This window comes from Pseudomonas sp. DG56-2 (assembly GCF_004803755.1).
In the GTDB taxonomy this organism is placed as follows: domain Bacteria; phylum Pseudomonadota; class Gammaproteobacteria; order Pseudomonadales; family Pseudomonadaceae; genus Aquipseudomonas; species Aquipseudomonas auratipiscis.
The window spans coordinates 4,535,852-4,558,443 of record NZ_CP032311.1 but is presented as its reverse complement, the minus strand read 5'-3'; the positions used below and the strand labels follow the sequence as shown (position 1 = coordinate 4,558,443).

The window sequence follows — 22,592 nt, the reverse complement described above, 5'->3', positions numbered from 1 at the left end:
ATAGCCTCGTGAGCTTAAACCCACACACGTGTCGACACGATGACCTGGGTGCCTTCGATCTACGGATCCTGGGTTGGTCATTGGGATACGTGGAGGCCCAACCCGACTTATCAAGGAACTATCATGTCCCAAGTCAACATGCGCGATATGCTGAAGGCCGGTGTGCACTTCGGTCACCAAACCCGTTACTGGAACCCGAAAATGGGCAAGTACATTTTCGGCGCGCGCAACAAGATTCACATCATCAACCTTGAAAAAACCCTGCCAATGTTCAACGACGCACTGACTTTCGTCGAGCGTCTGGCCCAGGGCAAAAACAAGATTCTGTTCGTCGGCACCAAGCGTTCCGCTGGCAAGATCGTTGCTGAAGAAGCAGCACGTTGCGGTTCGCCGTACGTCGATCACCGCTGGTTGGGCGGCATGCTGACCAACTACAAAACCATTCGTGCTTCGATCAAGCGCCTGCGCGACCTGGAAACCCAGGCCGAAGACGGCACTTTCACCAAGCTGACCAAGAAAGAAGCGCTGATGCGCTCCCGTGATCTGGAAAAACTGGATCGCAGCCTGGGCGGTATCAAGGACATGGGCGGCCTGCCTGATGCCCTGTTCGTGATCGACGTTGACCACGAGCGCATTGCTATCACCGAAGCCAACAAGCTGGGCATCCCGGTAATCGGCGTTGTCGATACCAACAGCAGCCCAGAAGGCGTTGACTACATCATCCCAGGTAACGATGACGCCATCCGCGCTATCCAGCTGTACATGGGTTCGATGGCTGACGCAGTAATTCGTGGTCGCAACAACGTTGCTGGCGGCACCGAAGTTTACGCTGAAGAAGCAGCACCAGCTGCTGAGTAATTGACGCCTGGCGTCTACTCGGCACGCAAAAAGGGGGCTAGGCCCCCTTTTTGCCACCTTGAAATCCTCTTGTCAGCATCGCCGTTGCAATCTTGTTGGGCATGAGTGCTGGTGAGTGGATTTACAGAATTGAACGCCCGTCAAGTATCGGGTGGAATGGTTGAAAACCTATCCAAGAGGAATTTGAAATGGCAGCAATTACTGCAGCGCTGGTTAAAGAACTGCGTGAGCGTACCGGCGAAGGCATGATGGATTGCAAGAAAGCCCTTGAAAAGGCTGACGGCGACATCGAAAAAGCCATTGATGACATGCGCGCTTCGGGCGCCATCAAGGCGGCTAAAAAGGCTGGTAACGTTGCCGCTGAAGGCGCAATCGCCATCAAGGCTGACGACAAGTCTGCCGTTCTGCTGGAAGTTAACTCGCAGACCGACTTCCTGGCCCTGCAAGATGACTTCAAAAACTTCGTTGCTGAAAGTGTTGAACAAGCTTTCGCCGAAAAATTGAGCGACGCTGCTCCGCTGATCGCATCGCGTGAAGCTGCTCGTGAAGCCCTGGTTGCCAAGGTTGGCGAAAACGTCAACATTCGCCGCCTGGTGCGCGTTGAAGGTGACGTCGTCGGTACTTACCTGCACGGCAACAAGATTGGTGTTGCAGTTGTCCTGAAGGGCGGCGACGTCCAGCTGGCCAAAGAAATCGCCATGCACGTTGCTGCCAGCAACCCTGAGTTCCTGCTGCCGTCGGAAGTTTCGGCTGAAGCGATCGAGCGCGAGAAGAATGTCTTCCTGACGCTGAACGAAGAGAAGATCAAGGGCAAGCCTGAGAACATCGTTGAGAACATGGTCAAAGGCCGTATCTCGAAGTTCCTGGCCGAAGCTAGCCTGGTCGAGCAAGCGTTCGTCATGAACCCAGAAATCAAGGTCGGTGATCTGGCCAAGAAAGCTGGCGCTGAAATCGTTTCCTTCACCTACTTCAAAGTAGGCGAGGGCATCGAGAAGCCAGTCGACAACTTCGCAGAAGAAGTTGCCGCTCAGCTGGCTGCTGCCAAGCAGTAAGACAGACTCACATCTGTCGCCCCAAAGAGGCTGCCCGCTTACGCGCGCAGCCTCTTTGTCAAAGCGGTAGCGGTTTACAAAGCCGTTGTCCGCTGGCGCAGTAGCTGCGCCACGCTAGAGTTACGCGCAGGCTGAAAGCAGCCCGCAAGATTTTTTTCAAACGCCGCAGGAGAGATTCGCAATGGCTCAGCAGGGCAGTGGTTATCAGGCTCGCTATAAACGCATTCTACTCAAGCTTAGCGGCGAGGCCCTGATGGGCTCGGAAGAGTTCGGGATCGACCCCAAGGTCCTGGATCGCATGGCACTGGAAGTTGGCCAGCTGGTCGGAATCGGTGTCCAGGTAGGCTTGGTAATCGGTGGTGGTAACCTGTTCCGTGGAGCGGCGCTCAGTGCAGCCGGCATGGATCGCGTTACTGGCGACCACATGGGCATGCTGGCCACCGTAATGAACGCCCTGGCCATGCGTGATGCGCTGGAGCGTGCGAACATCACCGCTATCGTCATGTCCGCCATTTCCATGGTTGGCGTGACCGATCACTACGATCGCCGCAAAGCCATGCGTCACCTCAACGCCAAAGAAGTTGTAATCTTCGCTGCCGGTACCGGTAACCCGTTCTTCACCACTGACTCTGCCGCTTGCCTGCGCGCCATCGAAATCGATGCCGACGTGGTATTGAAGGCAACCAAGGTCGATGGTGTATACACTGCAGACCCATTCAAAGACCCGCATGCCGAGAAGTTCGATCATCTGACCTACGATGAAGTGCTGGATCGCAAGCTGGGCGTGATGGATCTCACTGCAATCTGCCTGTGCCGAGACCACAAGATGCCGTTGCGCGTCTTCAACATGAACAAGCCCGGCGCCCTGCTGAACATCGTGCATGGTGGCGCGGAAGGTACTCTGATCGAGGAAGTTCAAAAATGATCAACGAAATCAAGAAAGACGCTCAGGAACGCATGGGCAAGACCCTGGAATCGCTAGCGCACGCTTTCAGCCGGATTCGTACCGGTGCAGCCAACCCGCAGATCCTGGCTGGTGTCATGGTGCCTTACTATGGCGCTGATACCCCGATCAACCAGGTTGCCAACGTTACCGTCAAAGATGCCCGCACCCTTCAGGTTGTAGCCTTTGAGCGCAACATGCTGGCAGCCGTCGAGAAAGCGATTCTCAACTCTGGCCTGGGTTTCAACCCGACCAACCTGGGTGAGCTGCTGCTTATCTCGATGCCAGCGCTGACTGAAGAAACCCGCAAGGGCTTCACCAAGCAAGCGCGTGACGCTGCCGAAGACGCCCGTGTTGCGGTGCGCAACATCCGTCGCGACGCGTTGAGCCAACTGAAAGACCTGGTTAAAGAGAAAGAGATCAGCGAAGACGAAGAGCGTCGTGCAGCTGATGACGTGCAGAAGCTGACTGACAAGTTCGTAGCCGAAATCGAAGTCGCTGTGAAAGCCAAAGAAAAGGACCTGATGGCCGTTTAAGGGTCGGGACTTTTTTTAATGGAAAAGACCAAACAGGGTGTGTCCCCATCGGTGCCGCGCCATGTCGCGATCATCATGGATGGGAATAATCGCTGGGCGAAGAAGCGCCTGTTGCCTGGTGTTGCCGGGCACAAGGCAGGCGTCGACGCAGTGCGCGCGGTCATTGAAGTGTGCGCCGAGGCCAAGGTCGAGGTCTTGACCCTGTTCGCCTTCTCCAGCGAAAACTGGCAACGACCGGCCGAAGAGGTCGGTGCGTTGATGGAGCTGTTCTTCTCGGCCTTGCGCCGAGAAGCCAAGCGCCTCAACGACAACAACATCAGTTTGCGCATCATCGGTGATCGCTCGCGCTTTCACCCTGAGCTGCAGGCTGCCATGCGTGAGGCCGAAGCGCTGACCGCTGGTAGCAACCGCTTCATTTTGCAGATCGCCGCCAACTATGGTGGCCAGTGGGATATCGCCCAGGCCGCCCAGCGCCTGGCGCGTGAGGTTCAGGCCGGTCATTTGCGTGCCGATGACATCACCCCTGAGCTGCTTCAGACCTGCCTGGCTACAGGCGATCTGCCATTGCCCGATCTGTGCATCCGCACCGGTGGCGAGCACCGCATCAGCAATTTCCTGTTGTGGCAGCTGGCCTATGCCGAGCTGTACTTCTCCGACCTGTTCTGGCCGGACTTCAAACACGAGGCCATGCGCACTGCGCTGGCCGATTACGCTTCGCGCCAGCGCCGCTTCGGGAAAACCAGCGAGCAGGTCGAAGCTGGAGCCCGTGCTTAATGCTTAAACAACGCATCATCACTGCGCTGATCCTGCTGCCAATCGCCCTCGGGGGCTTCTTCCTGCTCGATGGTGGGGACTTTGCCCTGTTCATTGGCCTGGTCGTTACCCTGGGTGCCTGGGAGTGGGCACGCCTGGCAGGGCTGGTGGCACAAACCGTGCGTGTGGCCTACGCCGCCGTGGTAGCCGGGCTGCTGATGCTGCTCTACCTGATGCCGGACCTGGCACCCTGGGTGTTGGGCGCTGCAGTTTTGTGGTGGGGTGTGGCGACCTGGCTGGTACTGACCTACCCACGGACCAGCGAGTTGTGGTCCAGCGTCGCCTGCCGTTTGCTCATCGGTCTGCTGATCCTGCTGCCTGCCTGGCAAGGCCTGGTGCTGCTCAAGCATTGGCCATTGGGCAATTGGTTGATCATGGCCGTCATGGTCCTGGTTTGGGGGGCGGACATTGGAGCCTACTTCTCTGGCCGTGCTTTCGGTAAGCGCAAGTTGGCCCCACAGGTGAGCCCGGGCAAGAGCTGGGAGGGCGTGTACGGTGGCCTTGCGCTTAGTCTGGTCATTACCCTGGTGGTCGGCCTGAATCGTGACTGGAGTGTCGCGCAGTTGCTACTGGGCCTGCTGGGTGCCGCAGTTGTGGTATTGGTTTCGGTGGTGGGTGATCTGACCGAGAGTATGTTCAAGCGTCGTTCCGGGATCAAGGACAGCAGCAACCTGCTGCCAGGGCATGGTGGCGTGCTTGACCGTATCGACAGCCTGACCGCCGCCATTCCGCTGTTTGCTGTGCTGCTTTGGGCAGCCAACTGGGGCGTGATGTGAGCAGTGTGCAGCGTATTACCGTTCTCGGTGCGACCGGCTCCATTGGGCTGAGTACCCTGGATGTCATTGCTCGCCACCCCGAGCATTATCGAGTGTTTGCCCTGAGCGGCTATTCCCGTCTGGATGAGTTGCTGGCACTGTGCCTGCGTCATGCGCCAAAGTTCGCCGTGGTGCCGTCGGCACAGGCGGCCGAACAGTTGCGTGCAGGCCTGGCGGCAGCCGGCTCGGCAACCGAGGTGCTGGAAGGCGAGGCTGGTTTGTGTCAGGTCGCAGCCGCCTCCGAAGTCGACGCGGTGATGGCAGCGATTGTCGGCGCGGCAGGCTTGCGTCCTACCCTGGCCGCTGTCGAAGCCGGCAAGAAGGTCCTGCTGGCCAACAAAGAGGCGCTGGTTATGTCCGGCGCCCTGTTTATGCAGGCGGTGCAGCGCAGTGGCGCGGTATTGCTGCCAATCGACAGCGAGCACAATGCAATTTTTCAGTGCCTGCCGGGCGATTATGCTCGCGGCCTGTCGCAGGTAGGCGTACGGCGCATTCTGCTCACTGCATCCGGTGGGCCGTTTCGCGAAACGCCAGCAGCTGAACTGGCGCAAGTCAGCCCCGAGCAGGCGTGCGCTCACCCGAATTGGTCGATGGGTCGCAAAATCTCGGTCGATTCGGCGAGCATGATGAACAAAGGGCTTGAACTGATTGAGGCGTGCTGGTTATTCGATGCGCGCCCGAGTCAGGTCGAGGTGGTCGTGCATCCGCAGAGTGTGATTCACTCGCTGGTCGACTATGTCGATGGTTCGGTGTTGGCCCAGCTGGGCAATCCGGATATGCGCACGCCGATTGCCAACGCCCTGGCCTGGCCGAAGCGGATCGACTCCGGAGTGGCCCCGCTTGATTTGTTCGCCATTGCCCGCCTGGACTTCCAGGCGCCCGATGAACAACGTTTTCCATGCTTGCGCCTGGCGCGTCAGGCAGCCGAGGCGGGTAACAGTGCACCGGCGATGCTCAACGCTGCCAATGAAGTGGCAGTGGAGGCATTTCTGCAGCGGCGCATTCGCTTCCCGCAGATCGCGAGTATGATCGAACAAGTGCTCGACCAGGAACCGGTCGTAGCGGTGCAGACGCTCGACGCGGTATTTGCCGCTGATCAGCGGGCCCGGCAGTTGGCTGGGCAGTGGTTGAACCAGCACGGGTGCTGATGCAGGGCGTCTGGTTGGGCTGAACGTCATTCGGAGAAAGATATGAGTGCGCTCTACATGATTATCGGCACCCTGGTGGCATTGGGTGTGCTGGTCACCTTTCACGAATTCGGTCACTTCTGGGTGGCCAGGCGTTGTGGCGTCAAGGTTTTGCGTTTTTCCGTAGGTTTCGGTATGCCCCTGTTGCGCTGGCATGACCGCCACGGCACCGAGTTCGTGGTCGCGGCGATTCCGCTGGGTGGCTACGTAAAGATGCTCGACGAGCGTGAGGGCGAAGTTCCGCATGATCAGATCGAGCAGTCTTTCAATCGCAAGTCAGTACGCCAGCGCATTGCTATCGTGGCAGCCGGACCTATCGCCAACTTCCTCTTGGCCATTTTGTTTTTCTGGGTGTTGGCGATGCTCGGCACTCAGCAGGAGCGACCGGTCATTGGTGGCGTTGAGGCGGGTAGCATTGCTGAGACCGCTGGCCTGAAGGCTGGCCAGGAAATTGTTTCCATTGATGGCAAGGCGACCAATGGCTGGTCTGCTGTCAATTTGCAGTTGATTCGCCGTTTGGGCGAGAGCGGTCAATTGCACATCAATGTACGGGAAGAGGGCGCTACGGTAGATAGCGCTCATGTATTGACCCTCGACAACTGGCTCAAGGGGGCTGACGAACCCGATCCAATTCGTTCGTTGGGCCTGCGTCTGTGGCGGCCGGCGTTGCCACCGGTTCTGGCCGAGTTGGACCCTAAAGGGCCGGCCAAGGCTGCGGGCCTGCAACCCGGTGATCGCTTGTTGACGCTTGACGGCACTGCACTCAATGACTGGCAGCAGGTTGTCGATACCGTGCGCGGACGAGCAGGCAGCAAGGTCCTGCTACAAATCGAGCGCAACGGCGCGACGCTGGATGTTCCGGTTACGCTGGCCAGTCGTGGCGAGGGCAAGTCGGCGAGTGGTTACCTTGGGGCTGGCGTAAAGCCAGTGAAGTGGCCTGATGCCATGCTTCGCGAGGTCAGTTATGGGCCACTGGAGGCCGTGGGAGAGGGGCTTTCACGGACCTGGAACATGAGCATCCTTACCTTGGAATCGCTGAAGAAAATGCTGTTCGGCGAGCTCTCGGTAAAAAACTTGAGCGGACCGATAACCATTGCTAAAGTGGCGGGCGCTTCAGCCCAGTCAGGCGTTGGGGATTTCCTGAATTTCCTCGCCTACCTGAGCATTAGCCTGGGGGTTCTTAATTTGCTGCCCATTCCCGTACTGGATGGGGGGCATTTGCTGTTTTACCTGATCGAATGGGCGCGTGGTCGTCCGCTTTCGGATCGGGTGCAGGGTTGGGGGATTCAAATCGGTATCAGTTTGGTAGTCGGGGTGATGTTGCTTGCCCTGATCAACGATTTGGGTCGACTGTAAAGCTTCGCTCAATTGCGAACCTGTCGCGTCCCGCGACGGGTCGTTTATTGCCAGTTGGAATAAGAAAGGACTTCATGAAACGTCTGTTGCTAACTGCGGTTCTCGCCGTACTGATGATCGCTGAAGTTCACGCCGAGTCCTTCACCATCTCCGATATTCGTGTAAACGGTCTGCAGCGGGTATCCGCGGGCAGCGTTTTCGGTGCTCTGCCATTGAACGTCGGAGATGAAGCTGACGACCGTCGCCTGGTGGATTCCACCCGCGCGCTGTTCAAGACCGGCTTCTTTCAGGACATCCAACTGGGTCGTGACGGCAACGTCCTGATCATCACCGTGGTCGAGCGTCCTTCGGTCTCTAGTATCGAAATTGAAGGTAACAAGGCAATCAGCACTGAAGACCTGATGAAAGGTCTGAAGCAGTCTGGCCTGGCCGAAGGCGAGATCTTCCAGCGCGCTACCCTTGAGGGCGTACGTAACGAGCTGCAACGTCAATACGTTGCCCAAGGTCGTTACTCGGCTGAGGTAGAGACCGAAGTCGTGCCACAGCCGCGCAACCGTGTTGGCCTTAAGATCAAGATCAACGAAGGTACCGTTGCTGCCATCCAGCACATCAACGTGGTTGGTAACACTGTCTTCCCAGAAGAAGACCTTGTCGGACTGTTCGAGCTCAAGACCACCAACTGGCTGTCGTTCTTCAAAAACGATGACAAGTACGCCCGCGAAAAACTCTCCGGTGACCTGGAACGTCTGCGCTCCTACTACCTGGACCGCGGCTACATCAACATGGACATCGCTTCTACCCAGGTGTCGATCACCCCGGACAAAAAGCACGTCTACATCACTGTCAACGTCAACGAAGGCGAGAAGTACACCGTTCGTGACGTGAAACTGTCCGGTGATCTCAAAGTGCCGGAAGACCAGGTCAAGTCGTTGATGCTGGTGCAGCCAGGCCAGGTGTTCTCGCGTAAGGTGATGACCACCACTTCCGAACTGATCACCCGTCGTCTGGGTAACGAAGGCTATACCTTCGCCAACGTCAACGGCGTACCGCAGCCAAACGACCAGGACCATACCGTCGACATCACTTTCGTTGTCGATCCGGGTAAGCGTGCTTACGTCAACCGTATCAACTTCCGCGGCAACACCAAGTCTGAAGACGAAGTGCTGCGTCGCGAAATGCGCCAGATGGAAGGCGGCTGGGCGTCGACCTACCTGATCGACCAATCCAAGACTCGTCTGGAGCGTCTGGGCTTCTTCAAGGAAGCCAACGTCGAGACCCCGGCAGTTCCAGGTACCGACGACCAGATCGACGTCAACTACAGCGTTGAAGAACAAGCTTCCGGTTCGATCACCGCCAGTGTCGGTTTCGCCCAAAGCGCCGGTCTGATCCTCGGTGGTTCCATCAGCCAGAGCAACTTCCTGGGTACCGGTAACAAGGTTTCCCTCGGCCTGACCCGCAGTGAATACCAGAGCCGCTACAACTTCGGCTTCGTGGACCCCTACTGGACTGCCGATGGCGTCAGCCTGGGTTACAACGCCTTCTATCGCACCACTGACTACGACGACCTTGACGTAGACGTTGCCAGCTATGCGGTCGACAGCCTGGGTGCGGGCGTAAGCGTCGGCTACCCAATCAGCGAAACTTCGCGTCTGACCTTCGGCCTGACCGTACAGCAGGACGAGATCAAGACCGGTAAGTACACCGTCGACGAGATCTTCGACTTCGTTAACGAAGAAGGTGACAAGTACCTGAACTTCAAGGCGTCCGCCGGCTGGTCCGAGTCGACCCTGAACAAAGGTGTGCTGGCGACCCGTGGCCATTCTCAGAGCCTGGTGCTCGAGGCGACCACCCCAGGCAGCGACCTGTCGTTCTTCAAGCTCGACTACCGTGGCCAACTGTTCAAGCCAATCACCAACGACTACACCCTGCGCCTGCACACCGAGTTGGGCTATGGTGATGGTTTCGGTGGCACTTCGGGCCTGCCGTTCTACGAGAACTACTATGCCGGTGGTTTCAACTCGGTACGTGGCTTCAAGGACAGCAGCCTGGGTCCACGCAGTACCCCAAGTGACGGTCACAACCCGGGCACCATTGCCGACCCGGATCAGGATCCACTGCCGTTCGGTGGTAACGTTCTCGTACAGGGTGGTGTAGAACTGCTGTTCCCGCTGCCGTTCGTCAAGGACCAACGCTCGCTGCGCACCTCGGTATTCTGGGATGTGGGTAACGTGTTCGATACCAACTGCGGCTCCAAGCCTGATTGTGAGAAGGTCGGCCTGTCGGGTCTGGCCAGCTCCGTCGGCCTGGGCGTCACCTGGATTACCGCGCTCGGTCCGTTGAGCTTCAGCCTGGCAATGCCGGTCAAGAAGCCGGACGAAGCCGATACCCAGGTGTTCCAATTCTCTCTGGGCCAGACCTTCTAAGGTCTGCCCCTTGCTAACGACATCGGATTCTGTAGGAGTGCATCGTGCGTAAGTTGACCCAACTGGCAGTACTGGCTGCGACCCTGATCGCAACCCCGGCTTTCGCCGAAATGAAGGTTGCTGTCCTGAACTATCAAATGGCATTGCTGGAATCGGACGCGGCGAAGAAATACGCTGTCGATGCCGAGAAGAAATTCGGCCCGCAGCTGACCAAACTTAAAAACCTGGAAAGCAGCGCCAAGGGCATCGCCGACCGTATCCGTGCCGGTGGCGACAAGATGGCTCAACCAGAACGCGAGCGTCTGGAGCTTGAGTACAAGCAAAAGGCCCGTGACTTCCAGTTCCAGTCCAAGGAGCTGAACGAGTCCAAGGCTGTTGCCGACCGTGAAATGCTCAAGCAACTGAAGCCAAAACTCGATGGCGCTGTTGAAGAAGTGATCAAGAAGGGCGGATTCGACCTGGTGCTCGAGCGTGGCGCGGTGATTGATGTCAAACCTCAGTACGACATCACTCGCCAAGTCATCGAGCGCATGAATCAGTCCCGTTGAACATGACTGTGACCATGAAACTCGGTCAGTTGGCCGAGTTCCTCGGTGCCACTTGCAGTGGTCCCGAGGAGCTGGAAATCACTGGCCTGGCGACGCTTCAGGAAGCCGGGCCGGGACAGTTGAGCTTTCTTGCCAACCCGCAGTACCGCAAGTACCTCGCAGACAGCAAGGCGGCGGCGATTCTGCTCAAGGCAGCCGATGCCGAGGGTTTTGCCGGTAGCGCGCTCATTGTTCCAGATCCGTACCTCGCTTACGCGCGCATATCCCACCTGTTCGATCCAAAGCCCAAGGCTGTAGCGGGAATTCATCCCAGCGCCGTGGTTGCCGACGATGCGCAGGTCGATGCCAGTGCAAGTATTGGTGCTTGTGCGGTGATCGAAAGTGGCGCGCAAATCGGTCCGGGTGTGACGGTCGGTGCCCATTGCTTCATCGGTGCGCGGTGCGTGATCGGCGAAGGGGGCTGGCTGGCCCCGCGAGTGACCCTGTATCACGACGTACGCATCGGTAAGCGGGTTGTGATTCAGTCGGGAGCGGTTATCGGTGGCGAAGGCTTCGGCTTTGCCAACGAGAAAGGTGTCTGGCAGAAGATCGCTCAGATCGGTGGCGTCAGTATTGGCGATGATGTCGAGATCGGTGTGAACACCGCGGTCGACCGTGGCGCGCTGGCGGATACCCGCATCGGAAACGGGGTTAAGCTCGACAACCAGATCCAGATCGCCCATAACGTACAGATCGGTGATCACACGGCGATGGCGGCTTGCGTCGGCATTTCCGGTAGCACCAAGATTGGCAAGCACTGCACTATCGCCGGCGGCGTCGGCATGGTGGGACATATTGATGTCTGCGACGGTGTTTTCGTATCCGGCATGACCATGGTCACACGCTCTATCACCGAGCCTGGGGCCTATTCTTCTGGTACGGCGATGCAGCCGCTGGGCGAATGGCGCAAGAGCGCCGCACGTATTCGCCAGCTCGACGAAATGGCGAAACGTCTTCAACAGTTGGAAAAGCGTGTCGAGGTCGTGACCTCGGGCAGCCAGCCTTCATCAGAAGGCTGATACCATTTCCTGATCGAGAGTGAATAGCCGCAGGCTGACTCTTTGATTTTGCAAAAGGAGCACCTGGCAAAAGCAGGCGCTCCCTATCTTTACTACAGGCTTCCCCCCGAAATGATGGACATCAACGAGATTCGCGAATATTTGCCTCACCGTTACCCGTTCCTGCTGGTGGACCGGGTAGTGGAACTGGACGTAGAGGCTCAGCGCATTCGTGCCTACAAGAATGTCAGCATCAACGAACCTTTCTTCAATGGTCACTTTCCGGCGCACCCGATCATGCCGGGCGTGCTGATCATCGAAGCGATGGCCCAGGCAGCTGGTATCCTCGGCTTCAAGATGCTGGATGTTAAGCCTGCGGACGGTACGCTGTACTATTTCGTCGGTTCCGACAAGCTGCGGTTCCGTCAACCAGTACTGCCGGGCGATCAGTTGATCCTGGAAGCCAAGTTCATCAGCTGCAAACGTCAGATCTGGAAGTTTGAATGCCAGGCGTCGGTCGACGGCAAGCCTGTGTGCTCGGCCGAGATCATCTGTGCGGAACGCAAGCTATGAGTTTGATTGACCCTCGGGCAATCATCGATCCTTCGGCGAAGATCGCCGATGGCGTCGAGGTTGGCCCTTGGTCTATCGTCGGTGCTGGTGTAGAGATCGGGGAGGGGACCGTCATCGGTCCGCATGTAATCCTCAAGGGGCCCACGCGCATTGGTCGGCACAACCGCATCTACCAGTTCTCATCGGTAGGCGAAGACACTCCCGATCTCAAGTACAAGGGTGAAGCTACACGCCTGGTAATCGGTGATCATAATGTCATTCGTGAAGGCGTGACCATCCATCGTGGAACCGTGCAGGATCGTTCGGAAACCACCTTGGGTGATCACAATCTGATCATGGCCTACGCTCATATCGGCCATGACAGCGTCATCGGCAATCACTGCATCCTGGTCAACAATACGGCGTTGGCCGGGCATGTTCATGTCGATGACTGGGCGATTCTTTCCGGGTTTACCCTGGTGCATCAGTTTTGCCATATCGGCGCTCACAGCTTTTCCGGTATGGGCACCGCCATCGGCAAGGATGTACCGGCTTATGTCACCGTATTCGGCAACCCGGCCGAAGCACGCAGCATGAATTTCGAGGGTATGCGCCGTCGTGGATTCACTGAAGAAGCCATTCATGCCCTGCGCCGTGCCTACAAAGTTGTCTATCGTCAGGGACTGACGGTCGAGCAAGCGATTACCGAGCTGGCCGAGCCTGCATCTCAGTTCCCTGAAGTCGACGTTTTTCTCAAGTCGATCCAGAACTCTACCCGCGGCATCACGCGCTGATCATGGCCGAGTTATGTGTTGCGCTGGTGGCCGGCGAGGCCAGCGGCGATATTCTTGGCGCTGGTTTGATGCGCGCGCTCAAGTCCCGCCATCCTCAGGTACGTTTCATTGGTGTCGGCGGACCGCTGATGCAGGCCGAAGGGCTGGTGTCGTACTTCCCCATGGAGCGCTTGGCCGTCATGGGCCTGGTCGAGGTGCTGGGTCGCCTGCGTGAGCTGCTCAAGCGACGCAAGGTTTTGATCCAGACGCTGATCGAGGAACGCCCAGACGTGTTCATCGGTATCGACGCGCCAGATTTCACCCTCAACATCGAAATGAACCTGCGTAAGGCCGGGATCAAGACTGTGCATTATGTCAGCCCTTCGGTCTGGGCTTGGCGTCAGAAGCGTGTGCTGAAGATTCGTGAAGGCTGCGATCTGATGCTGACGTTGTTCCCCTTCGAGGCGAAGTTCTACGAAGAGAAGGGCGTGCCGGTGCGTTTTGTCGGTCATCCGTTGGCTGACAGCATCCCGTTGGAAGCTGATCGGCATGCTGCTCGTGAACAGCTGGGGCTTGGCGAAGGGCCGCTGGTCGCCCTCATGCCGGGAAGCCGTGGTGGTGAAGTGGGACGCCTCGGTGCCCTGTTCCTGGAAGCCGCCGAGCGCTTGCGTGAGCGTGTGCCGGGCGTGCGCTTCGTTTCGCCGTGTGCCAACGCCGAGCGCCGAGCGCAGTTGGAGCAGATGCTTGAAGGCCGTGACTTGCCGCTGACCCTGCTTGATGGTCAGTCCCACCAGGCTCTGGCCGCATGCGATGCGGTGTTGATCGCCTCCGGCACAGCAACCCTGGAAGCATTGTTGTTCAAGCGGCCGATGGTGGTCGCATATCGCCTCGCTCCGCTGACCTACTGGATTCTCAAACGACTGGTCAAAAGCCCTTACGTGTCGCTGCCCAACCTGCTAGCCCAGCGCATGCTGGTGCCTGAGTTGCTACAAGAAGCCGCTACTCCGGAAGCCCTGGCCCAGACGCTGGCGCCCTTGGTCGAAGGTGGCGCCCAGCAGACTGAAGGTTTTGACCAGATTCACCGTACCCTGCGCCGCGATGCCTCCAATCAGGCAGCTGAAGCAGTGCTGGCTCTGCTGGAAACTCGATAGATGCAAATAGGACTGGACTTCAACCTGGTCGAAGACCTGGTCGCTGGCGTCGACGAAGTCGGCCGTGGCCCTCTGTGTGGCGCGGTGGTGACGGCTGCGGTAATTCTTGATCCAGAGCGGCCTATTCTCGGCCTGAATGATTCGAAGAAGCTGACCGAAGCACGTCGTGAAAAGCTGTTCGATGAAATCTGCGAGAAAGCCCTGAGCTTCTGCATCGCCCGTGCTGAAGTCGAGGAAATCGACCAGTTGAACATCCTGCACGCCACCATGTTGGCTATGCAGCGTGCGGTCGAAGGCTTGAGTGTTACGCCGAAGTTGGCCTTGATCGACGGCAATCGCTGTCCCAAGCTGTCAGTGCCTGCAGCGCCGGTGGTCAAAGGTGATAGCCAGGTTCCGGCGATTGCTGCTGCGTCGATCCTGGCCAAGGTTACCCGTGACCGGGAAATGGCTGCTTTGGAGCTGATTTATCCAGGTTATGGCATCGGTGGTCACAAGGGCTACCCGACGCCGGTGCATCTTGAAGCGCTGGCGCGCCTTGGGCCGACGCCGATTCATCGGCGCTCCTTTGCCCCGGTGCGTGCGGCGTTCGAAGCGCGTGATGCACTTGCCAGCGGATTTGGAGAGGTGTGATCGGGTGAGGTAAATGTCAGCAGTCTGGTTCACTCTTCACAGGCTGCTGTTTTGATCAAGGCCCGGTACAATCCGGGCCTTGTTGTTTTGTGTTGCTATAGGATCATCATGTCGGCTTCTTTCGTTCATCTTCGCCTGCACACTGAATTCTCCCTGGTCGACGGCCTGGTGCGGATCAAGCCGCTGGCCAAGGCATTGGCGTCGATGAACATGCCGGCCGTAGCGGTTACCGACCAGAGCAACATGTGCTCGCTGGTCAAATTCTACAAAAACGCCATGGGCTCAGGCATCAAGCCGATTTGTGGGGCTGATCTGTGGTTGGCCAATAGCGATCCGGATGCCCCGCTGTCGCGAATCTGTTTTTTGGCCATGGATGCCCAGGGCTATCGCAATCTCACCGAGTTGATTTCCCGCGGTTGGGTCGAAGGCCAGCGCAACGGCCTGGTGATCATCGAGCGTGACTGGATCGCCCCTGCCAGTGAAGGCCTGATTGCCTTGTCGGCAGCCAGGGAGGGCGATATCGGCATGGCGTTGCTCAATGGCAACCCCGATGAAGCGCAGGCGCTGCTGCAAGACTGGATGGCGATGTTCCCGGACCGCTTCTACGTCGAAGTGCAGCGCACCAACCGCGCAGGTGACGAAGAATACCTGCATGCGGCTGTCGCCCTGGCCGACAAGCTGAATGCTCCGCTGGTTGCGACCAACGATGTGCGTTTTATCAAGCAGTCGGATTACGACGCCCATGAAACGCGCGTATGTATCGGCGAAGGCCGTGCCCTGGACGACCCGCGCCGTTCACGCAACTACAGCGACCAGCAATACCTGAAAAGCCCGGAAGAAATGGCCGAGCTGTTCAGCGACCTGCCCGATGCGTTGGCGAACACGGTAGAAATTGCCAAGCGCTGCAACATCCAAGTGCAACTGGGCAAGCATTTTCTACCTGATTTCCCCACCCCCAATGGCATGGGCATCGATGACTACCTTCGCCACGTTTCCCATGAGGGGCTGGAAGAGCGCCTGGCGGTGTTGTGGCCGAAAGAGACCACGCCCGATTACGAGGAAAAGCGCCAGGTCTACCTCGATCGCCTGAAATTCGAGCTGGATATCATCATCCAGATGGGGTTCCCCGGCTACTTCCTGATCGTTATGGACTTCATCAAATGGGCCAAGAACAACGGCGTGCCCGTGGGGCCTGGTCGCGGCTCGGGTGCAGGTTCGCTGGTCGCCTATGTACTGAAGATCACCGATCTCGATCCGCTCGCCTACGACCTGCTGTTCGAACGTTTCCTCAACCCGGAACGGGTATCGATGCCCGACTTCGACGTCGACTTCTGCATGGACGGCCGCGACCGGGTAATCGAGTACGTGGCCGATGCCTATGGTCGTAACGCGGTAAGTCAAATCATTACCTTCGGTACCATGGCTGCCAAGGCGGTGGTGCGCGATGTGGCGCGGGTGCAGGGCAAGTCCTATGGCTTGGCTGATCGCTTGTCGAAGATGATTCCTTTCGAAGTAGGCATGACGCTGGATAAAGCCTACGAGCAGGAAGAAGTGTTGCGCGACTTCCTCAAGACCGACGAGGACGCCAAGGAAATCTGGGACATGGCCCTCAAGCTTGAGGGTGTCTGCCGTGGTACCGGTAAGCACGCAGGTGGTGTGGTAATCGCACCGACCAAGCTTACCGACTTCTCGCCGATTGCCTGTGATGAAGAAGGCGGCGGCCTGGTCACCCAGTTCGACAAGGATGACGTTGAAGCCGCTGGTCTGGTGAAGTTCGACTTCCTCGGCCTGCGCACGCTGACGATCATCAAGTGGGCGATGGAGACCATCAACCGCGAGCAGGCCAAGCAGGGGCTGGAAGACCTGAACATCGATTTCATCCCGCTGGATGACAAGAAAACGTTCGACCTGTTGCAAAAGGCGGAAACCACTGCGGTGTTCCAGCTTGAGTCCAGGGGCATGAAGGAGCTGATCAAAAAGCTCAAACCCGACTGCCTGGAAGACCTTATTGCACTTGTGGCGCTGTTTCGTCCCGGCCCGCTGCAATCGGGGATGGTTGATGACTTCATCAACCGCAAGCACGGTCGCGCAGAGCTTGCGTATCCGCATTCCGACTATCAGTACGAAGGCCTCAAACCGGTACTGGCGCCCACATACGGCATCATCCTGTATCAAGAACAGGTGATGCAGATTGCCCAGGTCATGGCTGGTTACACCCTCGGTGGTGCGGACATGCTGCGTCGGGCCATGGGTAAGAAAAAACCCGAGGAAATGGCCAAGCAGCGTGGCGGTTTCATCGAAGGTTGTGCATCCAACAATATCGACCCAGATCTGGCGGGTAACATCTTCGATCTGGTGGAGAAGTTCGCGGGCTACGGCTTCAACAAATCTCACTCTGCAGCCTATGGCTTGGTGTCTTACCAGACCGCATGGTTGAAAACCCACTTCCCGGCACCGTTCATGGCAGCAGTGCTGTCGGCGGATATGCATAACACCGACAAGGTCGTTACGCTGATCGAGGAAGTTCGCAGCATGAAGCTGCGCCTGGATGCCCCGGATGTTAACTCTTCCGACTTCAAGTTCACGGTCAACGACGACGGCCGAATTGTCTACGGGCTCGGCGCAATCAAGGGCGTGGGCGAGGGGCCGGTAGAGGCTATCGTCGAAGCGCGGCGCAACGGGCCGTTCAAGGACCTGTTCGACTTTTGCGAGCGTGTCGATCTCAAACGCATCAACAAGCGCACGCTCGATGCCCTGGTGCGCAGCGGCGCCCTGGATCGCTTGGGGCCGTATTTCCATGATGAGCTCAAGGCTTACCAGGCGAACGTCGACCGCAATCGCGCGGTGTTGCTGGCGACCATGGAGGAAGCGATCAAGTCTGCCGAGCAGACTGCCCGTACCGCCGATAGCGGCCACGCCGACTTGTTCGGCGGGTTGTTTGTGGAAGAAGACGCGGATGTCTACGCCAAGCACCGCAATACACGGGAGTTGACCCTCAAGGAGCGCTTGCGAGGCGAGAAGGACACCCTGGGCCTGTACCTGACCGGGCACCCGATCGACGAATACGAAGGCGAGATCCGTCGGTTTGCCCGCCAGCGCATCATTGATCTGAAACCGGCCCGCGACACGCAGACGGTAGCCGGCATGATCATTGCGCTGCGGGTGATGAAGAATAAAAAGGGTGACAAGATGGGCTTTGTCACTCTTGATGACCGCTCCGGGCGGATCGAGGCCTCGTTGTTCGCCGATGCGTTCATGGCTGCCCAGCCCCTGTTGCAGACCGATGCGATGGTCGTCGTCGAAGGTGAAGTCAGCAATGATGACTTCTCCGGTGGTTTGCGCCTGCGGGTAAAACGGGTCATGAGCATGGAAGATGCGCGGACCAATTTGGCCGAGAGCCTGCGCCTGAAAGTGCACAGCGATGCCCTCAAGGGCGATCGTCTCACCTGGCTGGGCGAGCTGTTCAAGCGCCATCGTGGTGCCTGCCCGATTACCATGGAGTACACCGGTAGCGATGCCAAGGCGATGCTGCAGTTTGGAGAAGGCTGGCGGATCGACCCGGCAGATGGCCTGATTCAAGCCCTGCGTGACCAGTTCGGGCGTGAGAACGTCTTTTTGCAATATCGATGAATTTTTAATCTCGACCTGAATGCGCCTGATCCCTTAAGGTAGGGCGCCAAACGGATCAACCGGCCGGCCGCCTGGCCGTAGACCCAAGACGGATGCCTATGAACCCGAATTTTCTGGATTTCGAACAGCCGATTGCTGACCTGCAAGCCAAGATTGAAGAGCTGCGCTTGGTGGGTAATGACAACTCGCTGAACATCGGCGATGAAATCGCCCGTCTGCAAGACAAAAGCAGCACCCTGACCGAAAGCATCTTCGGCAACCTGACCAGTTGGCAGATTGCCCGCCTGGCGCGTCATCCTCGTCGTCCGTACACCCTGGACTACATCGATCACCTGTTCACCGAGTTCGACGAACTGCACGGCGATCGGCACTTCTCCGATGACGCAGCAATCGTTGGTGGTATTGCGCGCCTGGACGACAAGCCAGTCATGGTCATTGGTCATCAGAAAGGTCGTGAAGTGCGCGAAAAAGTTCGCCGCAACTTCGGCATGCCACGTCCAGAGGGCTACCGCAAAGCTTGTCGCCTGATGGAAATGGCCGAGCGTTTCAAGATGCCAATCCTGACCTTCATCGACACCCCAGGTGCTTATCCGGGTATCGACGCTGAAGAGCGCAACCAGAGCGAAGCAATTGCCTGGAACCTGCGCGTCATGGCTCGCCTGAAAACCCCGATCATCGCCACCGTTATTGGTGAGGGTGGTTCCGGCGGTGCGTTGGCCATCGGCGTATGCGATCAGTTGAACATGCTGCAGTATTCGACCTATTCGGTCATTTCGCCGGAAGGTTGCGCATCGATTCTGTGGAAAACCGCTGAGAAGGCGCCTGATGCCGCCGAGGCCATGGGGATTACTGCCGAGCGCCTCAAGGGCCTGGGTATTGTCGATAAAGTCATTGCCGAGCCTTTGGGCGGTGCCCATCGCGATCCGGCGAAGATGTCCGCGAGCATCCGTGGCGAACTGATCGAGCAGTTGGACATGCTCAAGAAGCTCGACAACGAGACATTGCTCAAGCGCCGTTATGATCGTCTGATGAGCTACGGGCTCTGATCTGAGCGTTTCGCGGGGCTCCATGGCCCCGCGATCACTGCCGAGCCTGCGCCGATGATTGATCTGAGCAGCAAGCTTTCTCCCTGGCTAAGTGCCCCTTCCTGGTGTGTCGCCTTCTCCGGCGGCCTGGACTCCACTGTCCTTTTGCATCTGTTGGCGAACCTGCCGCATAAGCCCGTCATTCGCGCCATCCATGTTCACCACGGCCTGCAGGCTGTCGCTGAGGCGTGGCCAAGCCATTGCCAGCAGCTGTGCGAAGGGCTGGGCGTTAACTTGCAGGTCATCCATGTCGAGGTGAGCGCCGGTGCCAGTCTTGAGCAGGCTGCCCGAGACGCCCGTTATGCCGCCTTCAACGCTGCGTTGCGGCCTGGAGAAGTGTTGCTGACCGGCCAGCACCGTGAAGATCAGGCGGAAACCCTGCTGTTTCGTTTGCTGCGCGGGGCGGGGGTGCGAGGCTTGGCGGCAATGCCGATTCAGCGCGCGCTGGGGCAAGGCGTGCTGCTGCGACCTTTTCTCGATGTCTCGCGAAAAGCACTGGAGGCCTACGCCCGAGAACATCAGCTGACATGGGTCGAGGATCCGAGTAACAGCGATACGCAGTACTCACGCAACTACCTGCGTCACGCAGTGTTCCCGACCTTGCGTCAACGTTGGCCGCAAGTTGCGCAGAACCTTGCACGTACAGCGGAGCATTTGAGCGAGGCCCAAGGCTTGCTCGACGAGTTGGCGCGACAGGATCTGGCACTTGCCTCGACGGCGAACGCCTATGACTGGCTCGGATTGGCGTCTCTGGATCTGCGCGTCATGCGCAGTTTGTCTCCCGCTCGTCAGCGTAATGCATTGCAATACTGGATGGCGCAGCGCACACGCCTGCCGGATGCAAGGCATTGGGCAGGCTGGGAGGCGCTACGTGATGCAGCAGGCGATGGCCGCCCGGTGTGGCGGCTCACCGACGGGGAACTGCACCGCAGCAATGAACGTGTCTGGTGGCTTTCTGGAGACTGGCTCAAAGCGCCGCAGGGGCCGCAGGTGTGGAGCGCTCCGAACGAAGCGCTGGTGTTGAGTGGAAATGGCCAGGTCAGCCTCAGCGGCACGTTGCCGCAGGGTGTATTGCACATTGCCTACCGCCAGGGCGGTGAGTCATTGCTTGTACACGGGCGAGGTCGACGTGATCTGAAACGCTTGCTCAACGAGCTGGAGGTGCCGGCTTTTGTTCGTTCGCGGTTGCCGCTGCTCTATTGTGACGACCAATTGGTGGCTGTCGCCAACCTGCCGGTCTTGAGTCGGCAGGGCGCCGATTTGAATTGGTGTCTACCGACGAGTGAGCAAGGTTTGAGATGAAAGGGACATTCCGGTAGACTACGCTCCCTTCTTGATACAACTTCTGTGGCTTCCCTCAGAACCGCAGTAATTGCCGATTACCAAGCAGTTTTTTGCTGGGCGATTCTAAAAATGTGTAGCGAGCTCCGTACCGGGTCTAAAGCCCCCGGTCTGTCCAGGCGCGGCAGTTTTTTAAGTGGCACTGTGATTGACGCAGGTGATCGGGGGCTTCGGCCTTCCTTCGCTTTCCCCGGCGGCACTGACCGCTTTAACGCAGACTTCTAGGGTTTTTCATGACGCGCTACATATTCGTCACGGGCGGTGTTGTTTCTTCATTGGGGAAAGGCATTGCCTCGGCTTCATTGGCGGCTATCCTGGAGGCGCGGGGGCTCAAGGTCACCATGCTCAAGCTGGATCCGTACATCAACGTCGACCCGGGCACCATGAGCCCGTTCCAGCACGGCGAAGTGTTCGTCACCCACGACGGTGCCGAAACCGACCTGGACCTGGGCCACTATGAGCGGTTCATCCGCACGACGATGACCCAGAACAACAACTTCACCACAGGCCGCGTCTACGAGCACGTGCTGCGCAAAGAGCGTCGTGGTGACTATCTGGGCGCCACCATCCAGGTGATCCCGCACATTACCGACGAAATCAAGCGCCGCATCATCAAGGGTGCTGGCGATGCCGACGTGGCAATGGTCGAAATCGGCGGTACCGTGGGCGACATCGAGTCGCAACCGTTCCTCGAAGCCATCCGTCAGTTGCGTTTCGAAGTAGGCGCCAAACGCGCAATGCTGATGCACCTGACACTGGTACCGTACATCGCCACTGCAGGTGAGACCAAAACCAAGCCTACCCAGCACTCGGTCAAGGAGCTGCGCTCCATTGGCCTGCAACCAGACGTGCTGGTTTGCCGTTCCGATCACCCGATCGACAGCTCGTCGCGTCGCAAGATCGCACAGTTCACCAACGTTGAAGAACGTGCGGTGATCGCGCTGGAAGACGCCGATACCATCTACAAAATCCCGGGCATCCTGCATTCTCAGGGCCTGGACGATTTCGTCGTCGAGCGTTTCGGCCTGCAGTGCGAAAGTGCAGACTTGTCCGAGTGGGACGCTGTAGTCGATGCCAAGCTCAATCCAGAGCACGAAGTCACCATCGCCATGGTCGGCAAGTACATGGAGCTGCTGGATGCCTACAAGTCGCTGATCGAAGCGATGAGTCACGCCGGTATCAGCAACCGTACCAAGGTCAACCTGCGCTACATCGATTCCGAAGACATCGAGAACCAGGGCACCAGCCTGCTTGAAGGCGCCGATGCCATCCTGGTACCAGGCGGCTTTGGCCTGCGTGGTGTCGAAGGCAAGATCACTGCCGTGCAGTACGCTCGCGAGAACAAGGTCCCTTATTTGGGGATCTGCCTCGGTATGCAGGTAGCTGTCATCGAGTTCGCCCGTAACGTAATGGGCTGGAAAGATGCCAACTCCACCGAGTTCGATCGCAACAGCGGTCACCCGGTCGTCGGTCTGATCACCGAGTGGGAAGATGCTACCGGCGCGGTCGAAACCCGTACCGAAGCCTCCGACCTGGGTGGCACCATGCGTCTGGGTGCCCAGGAATGCCAGCTGGAAAGCGGCTCCAAGGTTCATGACTGCTACGCCAAGGATGTGATTGTCGAACGTCATCGCCATCGTTACGAAGTGAACAACAAGTTGCTGCCGCAGTTGATTGACGCCGGCTTGAAAGTTTCCGGTCGCTCCGGTGACGGTGCACTGGTAGAAGTGGTCGAGTCCCAGGATCATCCTTGGTTCGTCGCTTGCCAGTTCCACCCTGAGTTCACCTCGACTCCGCGTGACGGGCACCCGCTGTTCAGCGGCTTCGTCAAAGCGGCATTGGCTCAAAAGAACAAGGCCTGA

19 protein-coding genes are annotated in these 22,592 nt (G+C 58.2%); all 19 read left to right on the top strand.

Annotated elements, in window-relative coordinates:
• Nucleotides 1-123 precede the first annotated feature (123 nt).
• The 19 genes from rpsB to D3Z90_RS20860 all read left to right on the top strand — a co-directional run bounded on the left by rpsB (nt 124) and on the right by D3Z90_RS20860 (nt 22,592).
• Entirely contained in the window at nt 124-858 is a 735-nt protein-coding gene (gene rpsB / locus D3Z90_RS20950) for a 30S ribosomal protein S2 (protein ID WP_130263453.1), read from the top strand.
• Between the two features lie 188 nt (nt 859-1,046).
• Nucleotides 1,047-1,910, top strand: a complete 864-nt coding sequence (tsf, locus tag D3Z90_RS20945; protein ID WP_136477825.1) for a translation elongation factor Ts — start codon at nt 1,047-1,049, stop codon at nt 1,908-1,910.
• 181 nt (nt 1,911-2,091) lie between these two features.
• The gene (gene pyrH, locus D3Z90_RS20940) at nt 2,092-2,835 is read left to right on the top strand and encodes a UMP kinase (RefSeq protein WP_016392310.1); all 744 of its coding nucleotides are present in this window, start codon (nt 2,092-2,094) and stop codon (nt 2,833-2,835) included.
• Nucleotides 2,832-3,389 (top strand): ribosome recycling factor, encoded by a 558-nt coding sequence (gene frr / locus D3Z90_RS20935; RefSeq protein WP_136477824.1) that lies wholly within the window; start codon nt 2,832-2,834, stop codon nt 3,387-3,389. The genes pyrH and frr overlap by 4 nt, the downstream gene beginning before the upstream one ends.
• Nucleotides 3,390-3,407: 18 nt before the next feature.
• On the top strand, nt 3,408-4,163 hold the full coding sequence (gene uppS / locus D3Z90_RS20930; RefSeq protein WP_136477823.1) for a polyprenyl diphosphate synthase: 756 nt from the start codon (nt 3,408-3,410) through the stop codon (nt 4,161-4,163).
• Nucleotides 4,163-4,978: a phosphatidate cytidylyltransferase gene (locus tag D3Z90_RS20925; RefSeq protein ID WP_136477822.1), complete on the top strand. Its 816-nt coding sequence runs from the start codon at nt 4,163-4,165 to the stop codon at nt 4,976-4,978. The genes uppS and D3Z90_RS20925 overlap by 1 nt, the downstream gene beginning before the upstream one ends.
• The gene (gene ispC / locus D3Z90_RS20920) at nt 4,975-6,165 is read left to right on the top strand and encodes a 1-deoxy-D-xylulose-5-phosphate reductoisomerase (protein WP_136477821.1); all 1,191 of its coding nucleotides are present in this window, start codon (nt 4,975-4,977) and stop codon (nt 6,163-6,165) included. The genes D3Z90_RS20925 and ispC overlap by 4 nt, the downstream gene beginning before the upstream one ends.
• Before the next feature lie 42 nt (nt 6,166-6,207).
• Entirely contained in the window at nt 6,208-7,560 is a 1,353-nt protein-coding gene (gene rseP / locus D3Z90_RS20915; protein ID WP_136477820.1) for an RIP metalloprotease RseP, read from the top strand.
• A 74-nt stretch (nt 7,561-7,634) separates the two neighbouring features.
• Entirely contained in the window at nt 7,635-9,983 is a 2,349-nt protein-coding gene (gene bamA / locus D3Z90_RS20910; protein ID WP_136477819.1) for an outer membrane protein assembly factor BamA, read from the top strand.
• A gap of 44 nt (nt 9,984-10,027) precedes the next feature.
• Nucleotides 10,028-10,531, top strand: a complete 504-nt coding sequence (locus tag D3Z90_RS20905; RefSeq protein ID WP_038996736.1) for an OmpH family outer membrane protein — start codon at nt 10,028-10,030, stop codon at nt 10,529-10,531.
• Between the two features lie 2 nt (nt 10,532-10,533).
• On the top strand, nt 10,534-11,589 hold the full coding sequence (gene lpxD, locus D3Z90_RS20900) for a UDP-3-O-(3-hydroxymyristoyl)glucosamine N-acyltransferase (RefSeq protein WP_136479015.1): 1,056 nt from the start codon (nt 10,534-10,536) through the stop codon (nt 11,587-11,589).
• A 111-nt stretch (nt 11,590-11,700) separates the two neighbouring features.
• The gene (gene fabZ / locus D3Z90_RS20895) at nt 11,701-12,141 is read left to right on the top strand and encodes a 3-hydroxyacyl-ACP dehydratase FabZ (RefSeq protein ID WP_010224833.1); all 441 of its coding nucleotides are present in this window, start codon (nt 11,701-11,703) and stop codon (nt 12,139-12,141) included.
• Entirely contained in the window at nt 12,138-12,914 is a 777-nt protein-coding gene (lpxA, locus tag D3Z90_RS20890) for an acyl-ACP--UDP-N-acetylglucosamine O-acyltransferase (protein WP_136477818.1), read from the top strand. The genes fabZ and lpxA overlap by 4 nt, the downstream gene beginning before the upstream one ends.
• A 2-nt stretch (nt 12,915-12,916) precedes the next feature.
• Nucleotides 12,917-14,044 carry a lipid-A-disaccharide synthase gene (gene lpxB / locus D3Z90_RS20885; RefSeq protein WP_136477817.1) on the top strand — a complete coding sequence of 376 codons (1,128 nt, stop codon included), beginning with the start codon at nt 12,917-12,919 and terminating at the stop codon, nt 14,042-14,044.
• On the top strand, nt 14,045-14,674 hold the full coding sequence (gene rnhB, locus D3Z90_RS20880) for a ribonuclease HII (protein ID WP_136477816.1): 630 nt from the start codon (nt 14,045-14,047) through the stop codon (nt 14,672-14,674).
• A 108-nt stretch (nt 14,675-14,782) separates the two neighbouring features.
• Nucleotides 14,783-18,304: a DNA polymerase III subunit alpha gene (gene dnaE / locus D3Z90_RS20875; RefSeq protein WP_136477815.1), complete on the top strand. Its 3,522-nt coding sequence runs from the start codon at nt 14,783-14,785 to the stop codon at nt 18,302-18,304.
• Between the two features lie 98 nt (nt 18,305-18,402).
• Entirely contained in the window at nt 18,403-19,350 is a 948-nt protein-coding gene (locus D3Z90_RS20870) for an acetyl-CoA carboxylase carboxyltransferase subunit alpha (RefSeq protein ID WP_136477814.1), read from the top strand.
• A 54-nt stretch (nt 19,351-19,404) separates the two neighbouring features.
• Complete coding sequence (gene tilS / locus D3Z90_RS20865) at nt 19,405-20,691, top strand: tRNA lysidine(34) synthetase TilS (RefSeq protein WP_136477813.1); 1,287 nt, start codon at nt 19,405-19,407, stop codon at nt 20,689-20,691.
• Nucleotides 20,692-20,963: 272 nt separating this feature from the next.
• On the top strand, nt 20,964-22,592 hold the full coding sequence (locus tag D3Z90_RS20860; RefSeq protein ID WP_136477812.1) for a CTP synthase: 1,629 nt from the start codon (nt 20,964-20,966) through the stop codon (nt 22,590-22,592).